The following is a 14,888-nucleotide window of genomic DNA, read 5'->3' on the forward strand; positions in this document are numbered from 1 at the left end:
ACTTTTTATTTATTTGTTCAAATCTTCAATCGAGTCAATGTCTTCCATATAAGTAGGAATAGCTAGTCCCTGTTTTACATTAACCATATTCACACCAATATCGTCTAATTTACCTTCGAATTTCTCTACATACGTTTTATGGGTAATAGGGAGCCATGCAGCGAATGTCGCGTCAGCACTTCCATCAGCGATAGCAGAGAACATTGGACCAGGTTCTACCACAGATAAAGTAACGTCATAGCCAATATCTTCAAGAACAAGCTTTATCATATTATGGCTAGCAATCTCACTATCCCATGGGGCATATACAAGTTTGATTTGATCGCCATCCACTTTTGATACGCCATCTGTCCATTCTTTTACTTTGTCTTGATTACTGTCAATCCAATCTTGAGCTGCTTTCTCTGGCTTAACTCCGTCTTCAATCTCAACCATGATTTCACTCATGTCGTCTATATCCCACTTAAATCGCTGGAAAATGGTATAAGCTTCAGGTAGATCTTCTTTCAAACCAATTCGTCCAATCGAATGAATCTCTTCAGAGTCACCATAAAGCAATTTAGGATCATCTAAATACTTTAAGTCAAATTTGGAAAATTTCCAGTGTGGGCTCCAGGCAGTTATGATAATAGGTTCTTCCTTATCATATGCTCTTTTCAAGGCTGCTGTCATTGCAGCACCTGAGCCAGAAATGAGATTCCAATTTGTTAATTCATATTCTTTTAGGGCTTTCTCTGTGGCTTGCATTAATCCAGAGCCAGGATCAGTTCCTATAATTTTATAATCAACGGAATCACCGACTGTTGTTTTTGCTCCAGATGCCTCCACAGCATCATTTTTGGAGTCGTTGCTACCGCACGCTGCAAGTCCTAGCGCCAAAAGTACGGCTGTTCCGAGTCCAGTTACTTTTTTGAAAAGTTTCATGATTTGTTCCTCCTCGATGTTTTCCTTTTATGGATTAAAAATGAATTCGGATGAATGAGCACAAAGGGTATAGTCAGAAGAGAGGTTTATTAAGCCCTCGAATGAAGAATATTGGCGAAGCAAGCGCTATATTTTTACAGTCACTACGTTCGCATTTGTGCATTTTAGGGGATTTTAATAAACAGCTAATAATATTTTTTACGTTTATTTTTCTTACTATCATTCAAGTAAATGACACTCCTTTGTCTATGTATAAAAAATGAAACGGCATATACATAACTATAGTAATAGAAAATATGTAATACAAATGTCATATATTTAGTTAAAACGCATTCACATTGTGTGAGATAGAGCCTGTACCAATATAACCGTATTATTCTTACAAATCCTCTTGTATGCTCCGTGAATCTATTAGAGTATGTTCAAAAATTTACCAAATGATAAACAGCGAATTTCTTCGGTGGCAATGCAATCCAATATAAAAGGTTGTCCAAAATCATTACTCTGATTTTAAGGACAACCTAATTTTTTTATCGCAGATTAACGGTCAGTAAAACCCCCACTGATTGAAGTTTCACTTTATTTCCCAGCTATTCTTTTCGCTTTCCCTGTATTCGCAAAATGTTCTTTTGTAAATTCGTTTAACGATTTAATACCTTTTTGTTTAATCAACCTTGCAGCAGCTTGATCGACTTTTGCACCGGCGCCTTTAGGGAGTGTAAATCCTGCCTTTTCGCTTAAGTCATCAAAGGCTTTTAGGAAAGCGTAACGCGCTAATATGGAAGAAGCTGCAACAGCAAGATGTATGCCTTCTGCTTTCGTACTAAATAAAACATTTTCTCTGCAAATAGATTTTTGTCCTTGTAGATGACGAAAATAAACACCCGCCTCCGCAAACTGATCAACAAGAATGGCTTCCGGTTTTTCCGGTTCGATTTTTTCAAGTAAAAAATTCAAAGCTTGATTATGTAGAATAGCTGTTATTTTTCCTTGTGTCATACCAGATGCTTGTAGTTGATTATACTTTTCATTAGGCAATGTTAATAGACTATATGGAATAAATGTGAGCAGGTCTTTGGCGATTATTATGATCTGTGGATCTGTAAGATGTTTGGAATCTTTAACACCAAGTTCTTGTAGCAAATGAATTTGATCCTTTTTTACATATGAGGCCACTACAGTCATTGGTCCGAAATAATCACCTTTTCCGACTTCATCTGACCCAATGATAGACATCGTTGAAATATTAGGTGGAAGTGGAAGACCTGAAGTTTTTGACATTGTTGTTTTACCCACTTTTGCAGTTGGATTTCCCCATCGCTTTGCTTCAGCTTCATTACCAGCGCCTTGGAACATTACCTTTCCTGAACGGTATGCTGTAATAGCACAGCCATTCTTCTTTGCGGCAAAGACACCTCCTGGCGGGATCTTACCTGTGTGGTATGCTTGATAATATACTTTCATTTTTTCGAGATCTGCTTTAGTCACTTGGATAACAATATTTGCCAATGGAAAACTTCCTTTCTTTAATGAAACAGTTTTTTGTATAAAAAGAGTTAAATCGGTAGTAATGAGCCGACAATCGATAGTAACATATGTTAATGGATAGTAATAATTTAACAATCGGTTATAAACAAATTTCGACTACCAGTATTTCTAATTCTCCGCCAAGCTTCAGACAAAATATTCCCATCCGTTTTCTTTCATGTTATGATATAGCTTAGGATTCTATAGAAATGGGGGCAACCGGATTGGGTAATGGTCAGAAGGTGCGGACTCAAGTTATGATTCATGGACAACATTATACCATTACAGGAACAGAGCCAACAGGGCATATGGAAAAAGTAGCTAAGCAAGTAAATGACAAAATGAGCGAAATCCGTTCAATAAATCCCTATCTGGATACAAGTAAATTAGCAGTACTTACTGCAGTTAATGCAGTTCATGATCTTATAAAATTAAAAGAGCAATATGATCATCTTGAACAAGAATTCCAAAGATTAAAGGACTGAAATATTTATGTTAGACATAGGAATAGTAATTATTTTGATATTTGGTTTCCTCATTGGTTTAAAAAGGGGTTTCATACTACAACTTATACATATGATTGGTTTAATCATTGCATTCATAACAGCATTTATGTACTACGACGATCTAGCGCCTAAGCTTCGGCTTTGGATTCCATATCCAGGTGTGAATTCGGAAAGTACAATCAATATGGTGTTGGATGGGGCAGGGTTTGATGAAGCTTTTTATCGAGCGATTGCATTTGCCATTATTTTTTTAGCTGTGAGAATCGTCCTTGCGATTATCGGATCTGCTTTAGATATTGTAGCTAGCTTACCAATCTTAAGAACTCTTAATATTTGGGCTGGCGGTATACTTGGATTTTTAGAAATATATTTACTTTTGTTTGTTATTATGTATATTGCGGCATTACTACCGATTGAGAATATTCAAGTCGCACTAAATAACTCAATACTCGCACAAGGTATATTAGAAAAAACACCGTACTTTTCAAATGAAGTACATAAAATGTGGTTTGACTATATTCAAAAGTAACTTCTCTTCTTGATAAGAGAAGTTTTTCTTTTATCGGCCAAATTTGTTAAAATGTGTATAAGAGGATGTTCAAAAAGTCACCAAATGATAAACAGCGAATTTCTTCGTTGGCAATTAGGTACTTTTACTAAGGGAAAAGATCCTTTGTTAAGTAATGGAGAAGGAACCTCTATTAAGGTCGCTGACCAGAGGCCAGCACATCGTGTGCAAGTACGTCCTGTGAGCAACACAGAAGTGAGCACATCCTGTGCAAGCACGCCTCGAACTTCTTGTTTCTAATTTGGCACTTTTTTGAACACGCACTATAAGGGGATTATAAAGAACGGTTGGTGGAATAAATGAAAATAAATAAAAAGGATATCATTCGTTTATTAGAGAAAATTGCGATATATATGGAACTTAAAGGAGAAAACCCCTTTAAGACTGCTGCATTCAGGAAAGCAGCGGGTGGGTTAGAGACGGATGATCGAAGTTTATCGGAAATATCAGTGTTTACTGACATACCTGGTATTGGGAAAGGGACAGCTTCAGTTATTGATGAGTACATACAATCAGGATTTTCAACTGTACTAAAAGAACTACAAGAACAAGTCCCGAAAGGTCTAATTCCACTATTGCATCTACCTGGTCTAGGAGGTAAGAAAATAGCACGCCTCTACAAAGAACTTGGTGTAGAAGACATGGAATCTTTAAAAGAAGCGTGTGTAAATGACAAAGTTGCACAATTAAAAGGTTTTGGCAAGAAAACCCAAGATAATATAATTGCGTCTATAACACATGCAGGTACACAGCCTGAAAGATTGTCAATTGCATATATTCTGCCAATTGCTATACAGATTGAAAAACAACTTGGTGGGATTCAAGCAATCGAAACCTTTGCACGTGCGGGAAGTTTACGACGGATGAGAGAAACAATTAAGGATCTGGACTATATGATCGCAACAGAAGAACCAGCCCTGGTAAAAGAAAAACTACTCGAACTAGAAGGCTTTGGGAAAGCAACGGCAAGTGGAGATACGAAAATAACAGTTTTGCATGAAGGAAGCTATATTGTCTCAGTGGACTTTAGAATTGTAAAACCTGCTGAATTTGCAACTGCATTGCATCATTTTACAGGTTCAAAAGATCATAATATACGCATGCGTCAGCTCGCTAAAGATCGTGGAGAAAAAATCAGTGAGTATGGTGTAGAAAATACAGAGACTGGAAAAATTGTCACATTTAAAACGGAGCCAGAGTTTTTCAACCACTTTGGATTGCCTTTTATTCCACCAGAAATACGGGAAGATGGTTCAGAGGTAGATAATTATAAAGGTGATGAAGAATTAGTTAGCATACAAAAGATAAAAGGTGACCTGCATATGCATACAACTTGGTCAGATGGTGCCTTTTCTCTAGAAGAAATGATAGATGCATGCAGGCGAAAAGGTTATCAATATATGGCGATCACAGATCATTCCCGATATTTACGAATAGCAAATGGCTTAACAGTAGATCGCTTAAAAAAACAAAATGAAGAAATTCGTGATTTAAATGAAAAATACAAAGACATATTAATCTTATCGGGAATAGAAATGGATATATTACCTGATGGGACATTGGATTATGAAGATGATCTTTTGGCAGAGTTGGATATTGTCATTGCATCTATCCATTCAAGTTTTTCCCAGCCACGGAAGAAAATAATGGAAAGGTTAAAAGCAGCATTTGAAAATCCGCATGTAGATATAATCGCGCATCCTACTGGAAGGCTGATTGGCAGACGCGATGGTTATGATGTTGATATGGAGCAGTTAATTCAAATGGCTAAAGCAACGAACACTGCGCTAGAGCTAAATGCAAATCCCGAAAGATTTGATCTTTCAGCGAAATATCTGCGAAAAGCACAAGAAGCTGGTGTAAATATTATTATCAATACCGATGCTCATAATATAAAGTCTTTGGATTTTATGGATTTAGGCGTTTCAACTGCTAGAAAAGGCTGGATTCGATCTACTTCTGTGCTTAACACATTGGATGCAGAAGGATTCATGTCTTTTCTGAAACGCAATGATTAGCGATTAAAAAGATGCTTAGCTATAGGTGCCATCTCTCGGGTCCACTGGGGGGAAGTTAGATCGCCAGACTGGGTTAAACGGTACCTATCGCTTCTAAATGAAAGGGGATGGAGGTATACTCCATGAACGATAAAATTTTAAAAACACTAGAATTTAATAAGATTATTGCTGAGATGGAAGGCTTTGCTTCATCTAGTCTTGGTGTTAAAAAAGTTCAGGCACTAAAACCATCTACAGATTTTGAAGAGGTAGTTAAATGGCAGGAAGAAACAGACGAGTCTGCAAATGTGCTAAGACTAAAAGGACATGCTCCTCTTAGTGGGATTTTCGATATAAAACCACATATTAAACGGGCGCAAATTGGTGGGATACTAAATGCAGTTGAACTAGTACAAACAGCAAGCACGATCTATGCAAGCAGAATGATGAAAAACTTTATTGATGATCTGCTAGAAAATGAAGTGGATATTCCTATTTTAGAAGAGAAAACAACTAAGATGGCAGATCTTACACCATTAGAGCGTCAAATCAAACAGGCAGTTGATGACAATGGAGATGTGCTTGATTCTGCAAGTGACACGCTGCGAAATATTCGCCAGAAAAGAAGAAGAAATGAAGGTAGAATTAGAGAGAAATTAGAAAGTCTCACTCGATCTAGAAATGCCCAAAAAATGTTGTCGGATGCAATTGTGACAATTAGAAATGATCGTTATGTAATCCCAGTGAAACAGGAATATCGTTCACATTATAATGGTATTGTTCATGATCAATCCTCATCAGGCCAAACTCTATTTATTGAGCCGCAGGTAGTAGTTGAGCTAAACAATGAGCTGAAAGAACTGCAATTGAAAGAAAAACAAGAAATCGATCGGATATTGGCCGAACTTTCAGCGGAAGTGGCAATTGGATCAGAAGATTTACTAACCATTGTTTATACAATGGCGGAACTTGATTTTATGTTCACAAAAGCACGATATAGTAAGGAAATAAAAGGCTCAAGTCCTAAGATTAATCAAAATGGTGTAATACGTCTTAATAAGGCACGTCATCCACTGCTACCAATTGATGAGGTGGTAGCCAATGATGTCATACTAGGAACGGACTTTTCGACGATTGTTATTACTGGTCCAAATACAGGAGGAAAGACAATTGCGCTTAAAACAGTTGGTCTATGCACATTAATGGGGCAGGCAGGAATGCATATTCCAGCTATGGAAGATTCAGAAATTGCCGTATTTAAGGAAGTATTTGCTGATATTGGTGATGAACAATCAATCGAGCAAAGTTTAAGTACTTTTTCTTCCCATATGGTGAACATCGTTGATATTTTAAAACAGGTAGATCATGAAAGCCTAGTTTTATTTGATGAACTTGGATCAGGAACAGATCCGCAAGAAGGAGCGGCACTAGCAATTTCTATTCTTGATGATGTTTATCAGCGGGGAGCACGAATGATTGCAACTACCCATTATCCAGAACTAAAAGCGTATGGCTATAATCGTCCAGGGGTTACGAATGCAAGCGTCGAGTTTAATATCGAAACATTACGTCCTACGTACAAACTATTGATTGGGGTGCCTGGTCGAAGTAATGCTTTTGAAATTTCGCGAAGGCTTGGGCTTTCAGATAGTGTAATTACACATGCAAAATCAATGATTGATTCGGAAAGTAATGAAGTAGAGAAAATGATTGTTTCGTTAGAAGATAGCCGTCGTGAGGCGGAGCGAGATTACGAAGAAGCCCACGATTATCTAAAAAGCACAGAGAAGCTGCATCAGGAGTTACAACAACAAGTGATTGAGTTTGATGAACGTAAACAAGCCTTATATGAAAAAGCAGAAGAAAAAGCTGCCAAAATTATTGAAAAAGCAAAAGTCGAAGCAGAAGAAGTAATGAAAGAACTTCGACAAATGCGTTTCGAAAACGGTTCGCAAGTAAAAGAACATAAACTCATTGAGGCAAGACGTAGATTGAATACTGCTGTGCCAAATGGAGAAAAAGGTAAAACTACAGTAGCGAATAATAAGCAAAAACGTGAGTTTCAGCCAGGAGATGAAGTGAAAGTTACGACATTTGGACAAAAAGGACATCTCATTGAAAATCTCGGTGGCACGGATTGGCAAGTACAAATTGGTATTATGAAAATGAAAGTAAATGAAAAAGATTTAGAGTTTATCAAAGCGGAACAAAAGAAAGAAACAAAGCCACTTGCAACGATTAAAGGTAGAGATTACCATGTCAATTTAGAACTTGATCTTCGAGGCGAGCGTTTTGAAGCTGCTTTAAGTAGAGTAGAAAAATATATTGACGATGCGTTGTTAGCAAACTATCCACGTGTCTCGATTATACACGGCAAAGGAACAGGGGCGCTTCGAACGGGAGTCACAGAATATTTGAAACAACATCGGTCTGTCAAACGTATAAGATTGGGAGAAGCTGGTGAAGGCGGCAGTGGCGTGACAATAGTAGAATTTAAATAGTGTGCCCTTCCCCTTTAAGAGGATGTTCAAAAAGTCACCAAATGATAACCGGTGAATTTCTTCGTTGCTCGGTTTTTCCGGTTCTCACGTATGAAAAGCATACGCTCTGATCCTCAAAACCTTCTCGCCTCGAACTTCTTGTTTCTAATTTGGCACCTTTTTGATCACGTATTTTAATGGAAAAAAGGAGATGATAAAAACATGGACTCTTTTTGGGAAAATTCGTTTGTACAGACTGCGGGCTATTATAGTGTGACAGTGCTTTGTGTTGTGATGTTTTTATTTATTTTTGAAATTGTAACAAAATATAATAATTGGGATGAGATAAAAAAGGGGAATCTTTCCGTTGCTATGGCAACTGGTGGAAAAATATTTGGGATTTCGAATATCTTTAGGCATTCCATTCTTCATCATGATTCATTATTTGTTATGATTGGCTGGGGAGTATATGGTTTTTTTCTACTACTAACTGGTTACTTTATATTTGAATTTTTAACTCCAAAATTTAAAATTGATAAAGAAATAGAAAATGATAACCGCGCTGTCGGTTTTCTATCGATGGTCATATCAATAGGACTGTCGTATGTAATTGGCGCCGGAATAAACTAAGGAGGAAACTGTGGAGAAGCTTGCGAAAGTGCTATTTGTTGTTTGCGGTATTTTTATTCTTGTTGGAATTATCTATATCATACGTACTTAAAAGGCTGCTTTTTTGCAGTCTTTTTTCTTTACAGATAACTAAGAAATGTTGACTAACATCAATAGATCCTACTGTTCCAGCCGTACCTCGAAATCCAAGGCGTTTTGATTTCTGAATTAACTTAAAGAAAAAACTGATTTAAATTGTATGAAATATCCCGGTGTACTATAATATAAAGAGAAGTTGCAATTTTCTAATAAGAAATGGGGGATTGTATGGAAACGAAACCGTGGTTAAACCTCTATCCTGACGCTATATCGCCGACGTTGAATTATGAACATAAGCCAGTTCATTCATATTTAACGGAAGCAGCCGAAAAGTATCCTGATAAAGTAGCTGTGCATTTTATGGGCAAGGAACTAACTTTTAAGGAAGTGTATGAATGTGCGTTGAAGATGGCCAATTATTTACAGGATATTGGGATCAAAAAAGGCGATCGAGTTGCTATCATGCTACCGAATTGTCCACAGGCTGTGATCAGTTATTATGGGATTTTGTATGTAGGGGGAATCGTTGTTCAAACAAATCCACTCTATACGGAACGGGAACTGGAATATCAAATGAAAGATTCCGGCGCGGAAGCAATTATTGGACTCGATCTGTTATATCCTCGTATTTCTAAAACAATGAAAAATACTAATCTCAAAAACATCATTGTAACCGCTATCAAAGATTATTTACCATTTCCTAAAAATATGATCTATCCATTTATTCAGAAAAGGCAATCTGGAGTCGTTGTAAACGTCAAGCATGAAGGCAGCCAGCATTTATTTAAGAAAGTGATGGCAGAAGGAAAAGTAGAATCGCTACAAACAGAGTTTGACTTTGAAAATGATCTCGCCTTACTACAATATACAGGTGGTACAACTGGATACCCAAAAGGTGTCATGCTTACTCATAAAAACCTAGTTGCCAATGCAACAGCTTGTGATGCATGGCTATACAAGGCGAAAAAAGGAGAAGAAAAAATTCTTGGTGTTTTGCCGTTTTTCCATGTATATGGGATGACGACTGTTTTGATTTTAGCGATTATGCAAGGGTATAAAATGATCCTAGTACCAAAATTTGATGTAGAAACAACGTTAAAAGCAATTCATAAATTACGTCCTACTATATTCCCTGGAGCACCAACCATTTATATTGGACTCTTAAGTCATCCAGAGTTAAAAAAGTATGATCTTACTTCCGTAACATCCTGTCTAAGTGGTTCTGCCCCACTTCCATTCGAAGTTCAGCAAGGGTTTGAAAAGGTCACGGGTGGTAAGCTTGTTGAAGGTTATGGACTAACAGAATCTTCGCCAGTTACACATGCAAACTTTTTATGGGAAGAAAAGAGATCAAAAGGAAGTATTGGCGTACCTTGGCCAGATACAGATTCGATCATTATTTCAGCAGAAACGGGAGTAGCGGCAGTACCTGGGGAAATAGGTGAAATTGCGGTAAAAGGTCCGCAGATCATGAAAGGGTACTGGAATAGGCCAGAGGATACAGCTGCAACTTTTAAAGATGGTTGGTTGTTGACAGGTGACATGGGTTATATGGACGAAGAGGGATTCTTTTATATCGTCGATAGGAAGAAAGATATGATTATTGCTGGGGGATATAATATTTATCCGCGTGAAATAGAAGTGGTACTTTATGAACATCCTGCCATACAAGAAATGGTCGTAGCGGGAGTGCCAGATCCATACCGTGGTGAAACAGTTAAGGCATATATCGTACTTAAAGAAGGGGCAAGCGTAACGGAAGAAGAACTTGATGCATTTGCAAGAAAGTATTTGGCGGCCTATAAAGTGCCGAAAGTGTATGAATTCCGCGAAGAATTGCCAAAGACAGCAGTAGGTAAGATTTTAAGGCGTGTATTAATTGATGAAGAGAAAAAGAAAATGGCGGACGACAAGAAGCTCGGATAAATCTTTAGAGCCGAAATGGGCTCTATTCTTTTTAGCCGCCTTTGCTTGACAGACCAGCTATCCATGTTTTAATATGAAATCAATAATGAGTGATCATTCATTCAATATATTCATATTATTAAAGTAGTAGGTGAAGGTCGTTGAAAAGAAATAAACCAAAGTATAAGCAAATTATTGATGCAGCCGTGATCGTTATTGCTGAAAATGGTTATCATCAATCACAGGTTTCAAAAATAGCCAAACAAGCAGGGGTGGCTGATGGCACAATTTATCTGTATTTTGATAACAAAGAAGATATTTTAATATCCGTTTTTCGAGAGAAAATGGGAATGTTTGTGGAGAAAATCGAGGAAATGATAGCAGAGAAAAATACTGCTGCAGAAAAGTTATACGTAATGGTGGAAAGACATTTTCAAATTTTATCAGCAGATCATCATTTAGCAACTGTTACTCAATTAGAATTGCGACAATCCAATAAAGAATTACGACATAAAATTAATGAAGTCTTAAAAGAGTACTTACATTTAATTGATAAGATACTCGAATACGGCAAAGAAAATAATGAGTTTGCAGCAGATTTAGATATTCGACTTGGTAGACAAATGATTTTTGGAACGATGGATGAAACAGCGACTTCATGGGTAATGAATGAACAAAAATATGATTTGGTAGCTTTAGCTCCAGCGGTGTTTCATCTTATGCTAAGTGGCTGTGGATCAAAATAAATAATAATTGTATACCCAAAGCAGGAGGGGTTGTAAATGGCATTTTTAACAATTTCTAAAGAAGAGGATATCGCAATTCTTACGATTAATCGTCCTCCAGCTAATGCACTTTCTTCAGACATGATTCGTGGGATTTCACAAGTAATGGATGACTTAAAAAAAGATGATCAGGTTCGAGCCATTCTCATCCATGGAGAAGGACGTTTTTTCTCAGCAGGTGCTGATATAAAAGAATTTACGGAAATTAAAAGTGGTGAGGAATTTGCGGAATTAGCGGCACGGGGACAAAAGGCCTTTGAGAGAATTGAAAACTATCCAAAGCCTGTCATCGCTGCGATACATGGAGCTGCTTTAGGAGGTGGCCTTGAGTTGGCAATGGCTTGTCACATAAGACTTGTTAGTGAGGATGCTAAGCTCGGTTTGCCAGAATTACAGCTTGGTTTAATCCCGGGATTTGCAGGGACACAACGTTTACCTAGGCTTATAGGTGTAGCAAAAGCCGCAGAATTACTATTAACTAGCGAATCTATTACGGGAGTCGAAGCGGTACAGTATGGTCTTGCTAACCACGCCTATCCAGAAGATCAATTATTAAAAAAGGCAAAAGAAATGGTAAGGATAATCGCAAACAAAAGTCCTGCTTCAGTAAAAGCAGTTATTGAATTGCTCCAATATAGTAAAACCGATCAATTTAATGAAGGTGTCAAACAAGAAGCAGAGAAATTTGCAGTTGTCTTTGATTCTAATGATGGTAAAGAAGGAATCCAGGCATTTATAGAAAAAAGAAAGCCAATATTTACGGGGAAATAAAAATTAACAGTGCGTGTTCAAAAAGGAAGCCAAATTAGAAACAAGGAAACCGAGCAATAAAGTAATCCGCCGTTTATCATTTGGTGACTTTGAACATTCATTAGTTTCTGCTCCTAGCTACTCGGCCAGGTTGCACCAAACTAATTTTCTGGGGAATTCAAGCGCCTATACAATAGATTTTTGGGAGGTTAAATCGATGAATATCTTTGTAATTATGAAAAGGACATTTGATACCGAAGAAAAGATTTCTATCTCAAGCGGTTCAATTAACGAAGACGGTGCTGAATTTATTATTAACCCATATGATGAATATGCCATTGAGGAAGCGATTCGCGTGCGGGATGACCACGGCGGGGAAGTAACTGTACTTACGGTTGGTGAGGAAGAAGCTGAAAAGCAGTTACGAACTGCACTTGCGATGGGTGCTGATAAAGCAGTAATTATTAATATAGAAGATGTCGTGGAAGAATGTGATCAATATACGGTTGCAACGATTATCGGTGAATATTTAAAAGATAAAGCGGTAGATTTAATTCTTGCAGGCAATGTCGCTATTGACGGTGGATCAGGACAAGTCGGGCCTAGGGTAGCGGATATATTAGATATTAATTATATTACTACGATTACAAAGTTAAATATTTCAGGTGAAACAGTAACTGTTACGCGAGATGTTGAAGGAGATTCTGAAATTATTCATACAACGCTTCCATTGCTTGTAACGGCTCAACAGGGATTAAATGATCCTCGTTATCCATCGCTTCCAGGTATTATGAAAGCAAAGAAAAAGCCATTGAATGAATTGGAGCTAGATGATCTTGGTTTAGATGAAGATGATGTAGAAGCGAAAACAAAAACAATGGACATTTTCCTACCTCCTGCAAAAGAAGCCGGTAGAATTCTGGAAGGCGAGCTAGAAACACAAGTGAAGGAACTGGCAGGTTTGTTAACGAAAATAATTTAAGAGGATGTTCAAAAAGTTACCAAATGATAAACGGCGAATTTCTTCGTTGGCGGTTAGGTACTTCTACTAAAGAAAAGGAAACTCTGTTAAGGTAAGAGGAACCTCTGTTAAGATCGCTCACGTCCTGTGAGCAACACAAGTCAGCATATCGTGTGCAAGCCCGATCCTCAAAACCTTCTCGCGCCTCGAACTTCTTGTTTCTAATTTGGCACCTTTTTGAACACGTAATTTAACAAATTTTTTCGGAAGAATAGGAGGTAATAAAATGGGGAAAAAACTACTTGTATTGGGAGAATTGCGAGATGGAACATTAAGAAATGTCTCTTTTGAAGCAATTGCAGCGGGGAAAAAAATAGCTGGTGATGGAGAAGTGGTAGCTGTGTTGCTCGGTGACTCAGCACGAACAAACGCGGAAGAAATGATTCATTACGGAGCAGACCGCGTGATCATTGTAGAAAATGAAAAGTTGGGACATTATACTTCAGATGGATTCTCTCAAGCATTTTTAGCTGTCATAAAGCAAGAAAAACCTGATGGCATCGTATTTGGCCACACTGCACTCGGAAAGGATTTATCACCGAAAATTGCAAGTAAATTAAATAGTGGTTTAATATCGGATGTGACTTCGATCGAAGTAGATGGAGAAGAGTTAGTATTTATTAGACCGATATTTTCGGGAAAAGCTTTTGAAAAGAAAGCAATTTTAGCAGGTACCACTTTTATCACAATTAGGCCAAACAATATTGAACCGCTGCGAAAAGATGACTCAAGAAGCGGAGATGTGGCATCCATATCAGTTGATATCAAGGATTTACGAACAATTATTCAAGACATTGTAAGGAAGACTAGTGAAGGTGTGGATTTATCTGAAGCGAAAGTGATCATCGCTGGTGGGCGTGGCGTAAAAAGCGCAGAAGGTTTCGAGCCTCTTCAAGCACTAGCCGATGTACTCGGTGGCGCTGTTGGAGCATCACGTGGAGCTTGTGACGCAGATTATTGCGATTACTCATTACAAATAGGCCAAACTGGGAAGGTCGTCACGCCTGATCTATACATTGCATGTGGGATTTCCGGTGCCATTCAGCATATAGCAGGTATGTCTAACTCTAAAGTAATTGTGGCAATTAACAAGGATCCTGAAGCATCAATATTCACTGTTGCAGATTATGGGATTGTTGCTGATCTGTTCGAAGTTGTTCCTTTGTTAACGGAAGAATTTCGCAAAATCAAAGCCGCTTCGTCTTGAAAGATTAGACTGAGTATGTGCTATTAATAGGGTATATTAAAAATGAAGCAAATAATTAGCGTGTTTCCACACCTGATGATATACTGTCGTTAGCTTCAGATTGATATTTAGGAGGTAATTAAATGGCAATAATACATGCAACAGACCTAGACTTTGCTACTGAAATTGGCGAAGGTGTCGTATTAGTAGACTTTTGGGCTCCATGGTGTGGGCCTTGTAAAATGATTGCACCGGTTCTTGAAGAACTTGACGCTGAATTGGGCGAAAAAGCAAAAATTGTAAAAGTAGATGTTGACGATAACCAAGAAACAGCAGGTCAATATGGAATCATGAGTATTCCAACATTAGTTGTTTTTAAAGATGGTGAGCAAGTCGACAAAGCAGTTGGCTTTCAATCTAAAGATCAACTTGCAGAGTTACTGAATAAACATATGTAACAGAAGAATCTAAAATCCGGGCTAAATTGCCTGGATTTTTTTAAATAATAAAAGGATTAGATGATACAATAAA

The 14,888-nt window shown here is 37.7% G+C and carries 13 protein-coding genes; 11 read left to right on the top strand and 2 right to left on the bottom strand.

What is annotated here, in order from left to right:
* Positions 1 to 9 precede the first annotated feature (9 nt).
* Together MHB53_RS24265 and rnhC are read right to left on the bottom strand one after the other, a co-directional pair.
* Positions 10 to 924 (bottom strand): glycine betaine ABC transporter substrate-binding protein, encoded by a 915-nt coding sequence (locus tag MHB53_RS24265; RefSeq protein ID WP_340923501.1) that lies wholly within the window; start codon positions 922 to 924, stop codon positions 10 to 12.
* Positions 925 to 1,503: 579 nt separating this feature from the next.
* Positions 1,504 to 2,433 (bottom strand): ribonuclease HIII, encoded by a 930-nt coding sequence (rnhC, locus tag MHB53_RS24270; protein WP_340923504.1) that lies wholly within the window; start codon positions 2,431 to 2,433, stop codon positions 1,504 to 1,506.
* A 242-nt stretch (positions 2,434 to 2,675) separates the two neighbouring features.
* Here rnhC and zapA point away from each other — a divergent pair, with 242 nt between their 5' ends.
* From zapA to trxA, 11 genes are all read left to right on the top strand, one after another.
* Positions 2,676 to 2,936 (top strand): cell division protein ZapA, encoded by a 261-nt coding sequence (gene zapA, locus MHB53_RS24275; RefSeq protein ID WP_340923507.1) that lies wholly within the window; start codon positions 2,676 to 2,678, stop codon positions 2,934 to 2,936.
* Between the two features lie 7 nt (positions 2,937 to 2,943).
* Complete coding sequence (locus MHB53_RS24280; RefSeq protein ID WP_340923510.1) at positions 2,944 to 3,486, top strand: CvpA family protein; 543 nt, start codon at positions 2,944 to 2,946, stop codon at positions 3,484 to 3,486.
* A 338-nt stretch (positions 3,487 to 3,824) separates the two neighbouring features.
* Entirely contained in the window at positions 3,825 to 5,543 is a 1,719-nt protein-coding gene (gene polX / locus MHB53_RS24285; protein WP_340923512.1) for a DNA polymerase/3'-5' exonuclease PolX, read from the top strand.
* Between the two features lie 122 nt (positions 5,544 to 5,665).
* Positions 5,666 to 8,023, top strand: a complete 2,358-nt coding sequence (locus MHB53_RS24290) for an endonuclease MutS2 (protein ID WP_340923515.1) — start codon at positions 5,666 to 5,668, stop codon at positions 8,021 to 8,023.
* Between the two features lie 201 nt (positions 8,024 to 8,224).
* Complete coding sequence (locus MHB53_RS24295; protein WP_340923517.1) at positions 8,225 to 8,632, top strand: DUF350 domain-containing protein; 408 nt, start codon at positions 8,225 to 8,227, stop codon at positions 8,630 to 8,632.
* A gap of 306 nt (positions 8,633 to 8,938) precedes the next feature.
* Entirely contained in the window at positions 8,939 to 10,636 is a 1,698-nt protein-coding gene (locus MHB53_RS24300; protein ID WP_340923520.1) for an AMP-binding protein, read from the top strand.
* A gap of 140 nt (positions 10,637 to 10,776) precedes the next feature.
* The gene (locus MHB53_RS24305; protein WP_340923521.1) at positions 10,777 to 11,361 is read left to right on the top strand and encodes a TetR/AcrR family transcriptional regulator; all 585 of its coding nucleotides are present in this window, start codon (positions 10,777 to 10,779) and stop codon (positions 11,359 to 11,361) included.
* Positions 11,362 to 11,397: 36 nt separating this feature from the next.
* Positions 11,398 to 12,171: an enoyl-CoA hydratase gene (locus MHB53_RS24310; protein ID WP_340923523.1), complete on the top strand. Its 774-nt coding sequence runs from the start codon at positions 11,398 to 11,400 to the stop codon at positions 12,169 to 12,171.
* A gap of 196 nt (positions 12,172 to 12,367) precedes the next feature.
* Positions 12,368 to 13,132 (top strand): electron transfer flavoprotein subunit beta/FixA family protein, encoded by a 765-nt coding sequence (locus MHB53_RS24315; RefSeq protein ID WP_340923526.1) that lies wholly within the window; start codon positions 12,368 to 12,370, stop codon positions 13,130 to 13,132.
* 265 nt (positions 13,133 to 13,397) lie between these two features.
* Complete coding sequence (locus MHB53_RS24320) at positions 13,398 to 14,378, top strand: electron transfer flavoprotein subunit alpha/FixB family protein (RefSeq protein WP_340923527.1); 981 nt, start codon at positions 13,398 to 13,400, stop codon at positions 14,376 to 14,378.
* 122 nt (positions 14,379 to 14,500) lie between these two features.
* On the top strand, positions 14,501 to 14,815 hold the full coding sequence (gene trxA / locus MHB53_RS24325) for a thioredoxin (RefSeq protein ID WP_340923530.1): 315 nt from the start codon (positions 14,501 to 14,503) through the stop codon (positions 14,813 to 14,815).
* Positions 14,816 to 14,888: the final 73 nt, after the last annotated feature.

The sequence above is a fragment of the Bacillus sp. FSL K6-3431 genome (assembly GCF_038002605.1).
Classification (GTDB): Bacteria; Bacillota; Bacilli; order Bacillales; family Bacillaceae_C; genus Lederbergia.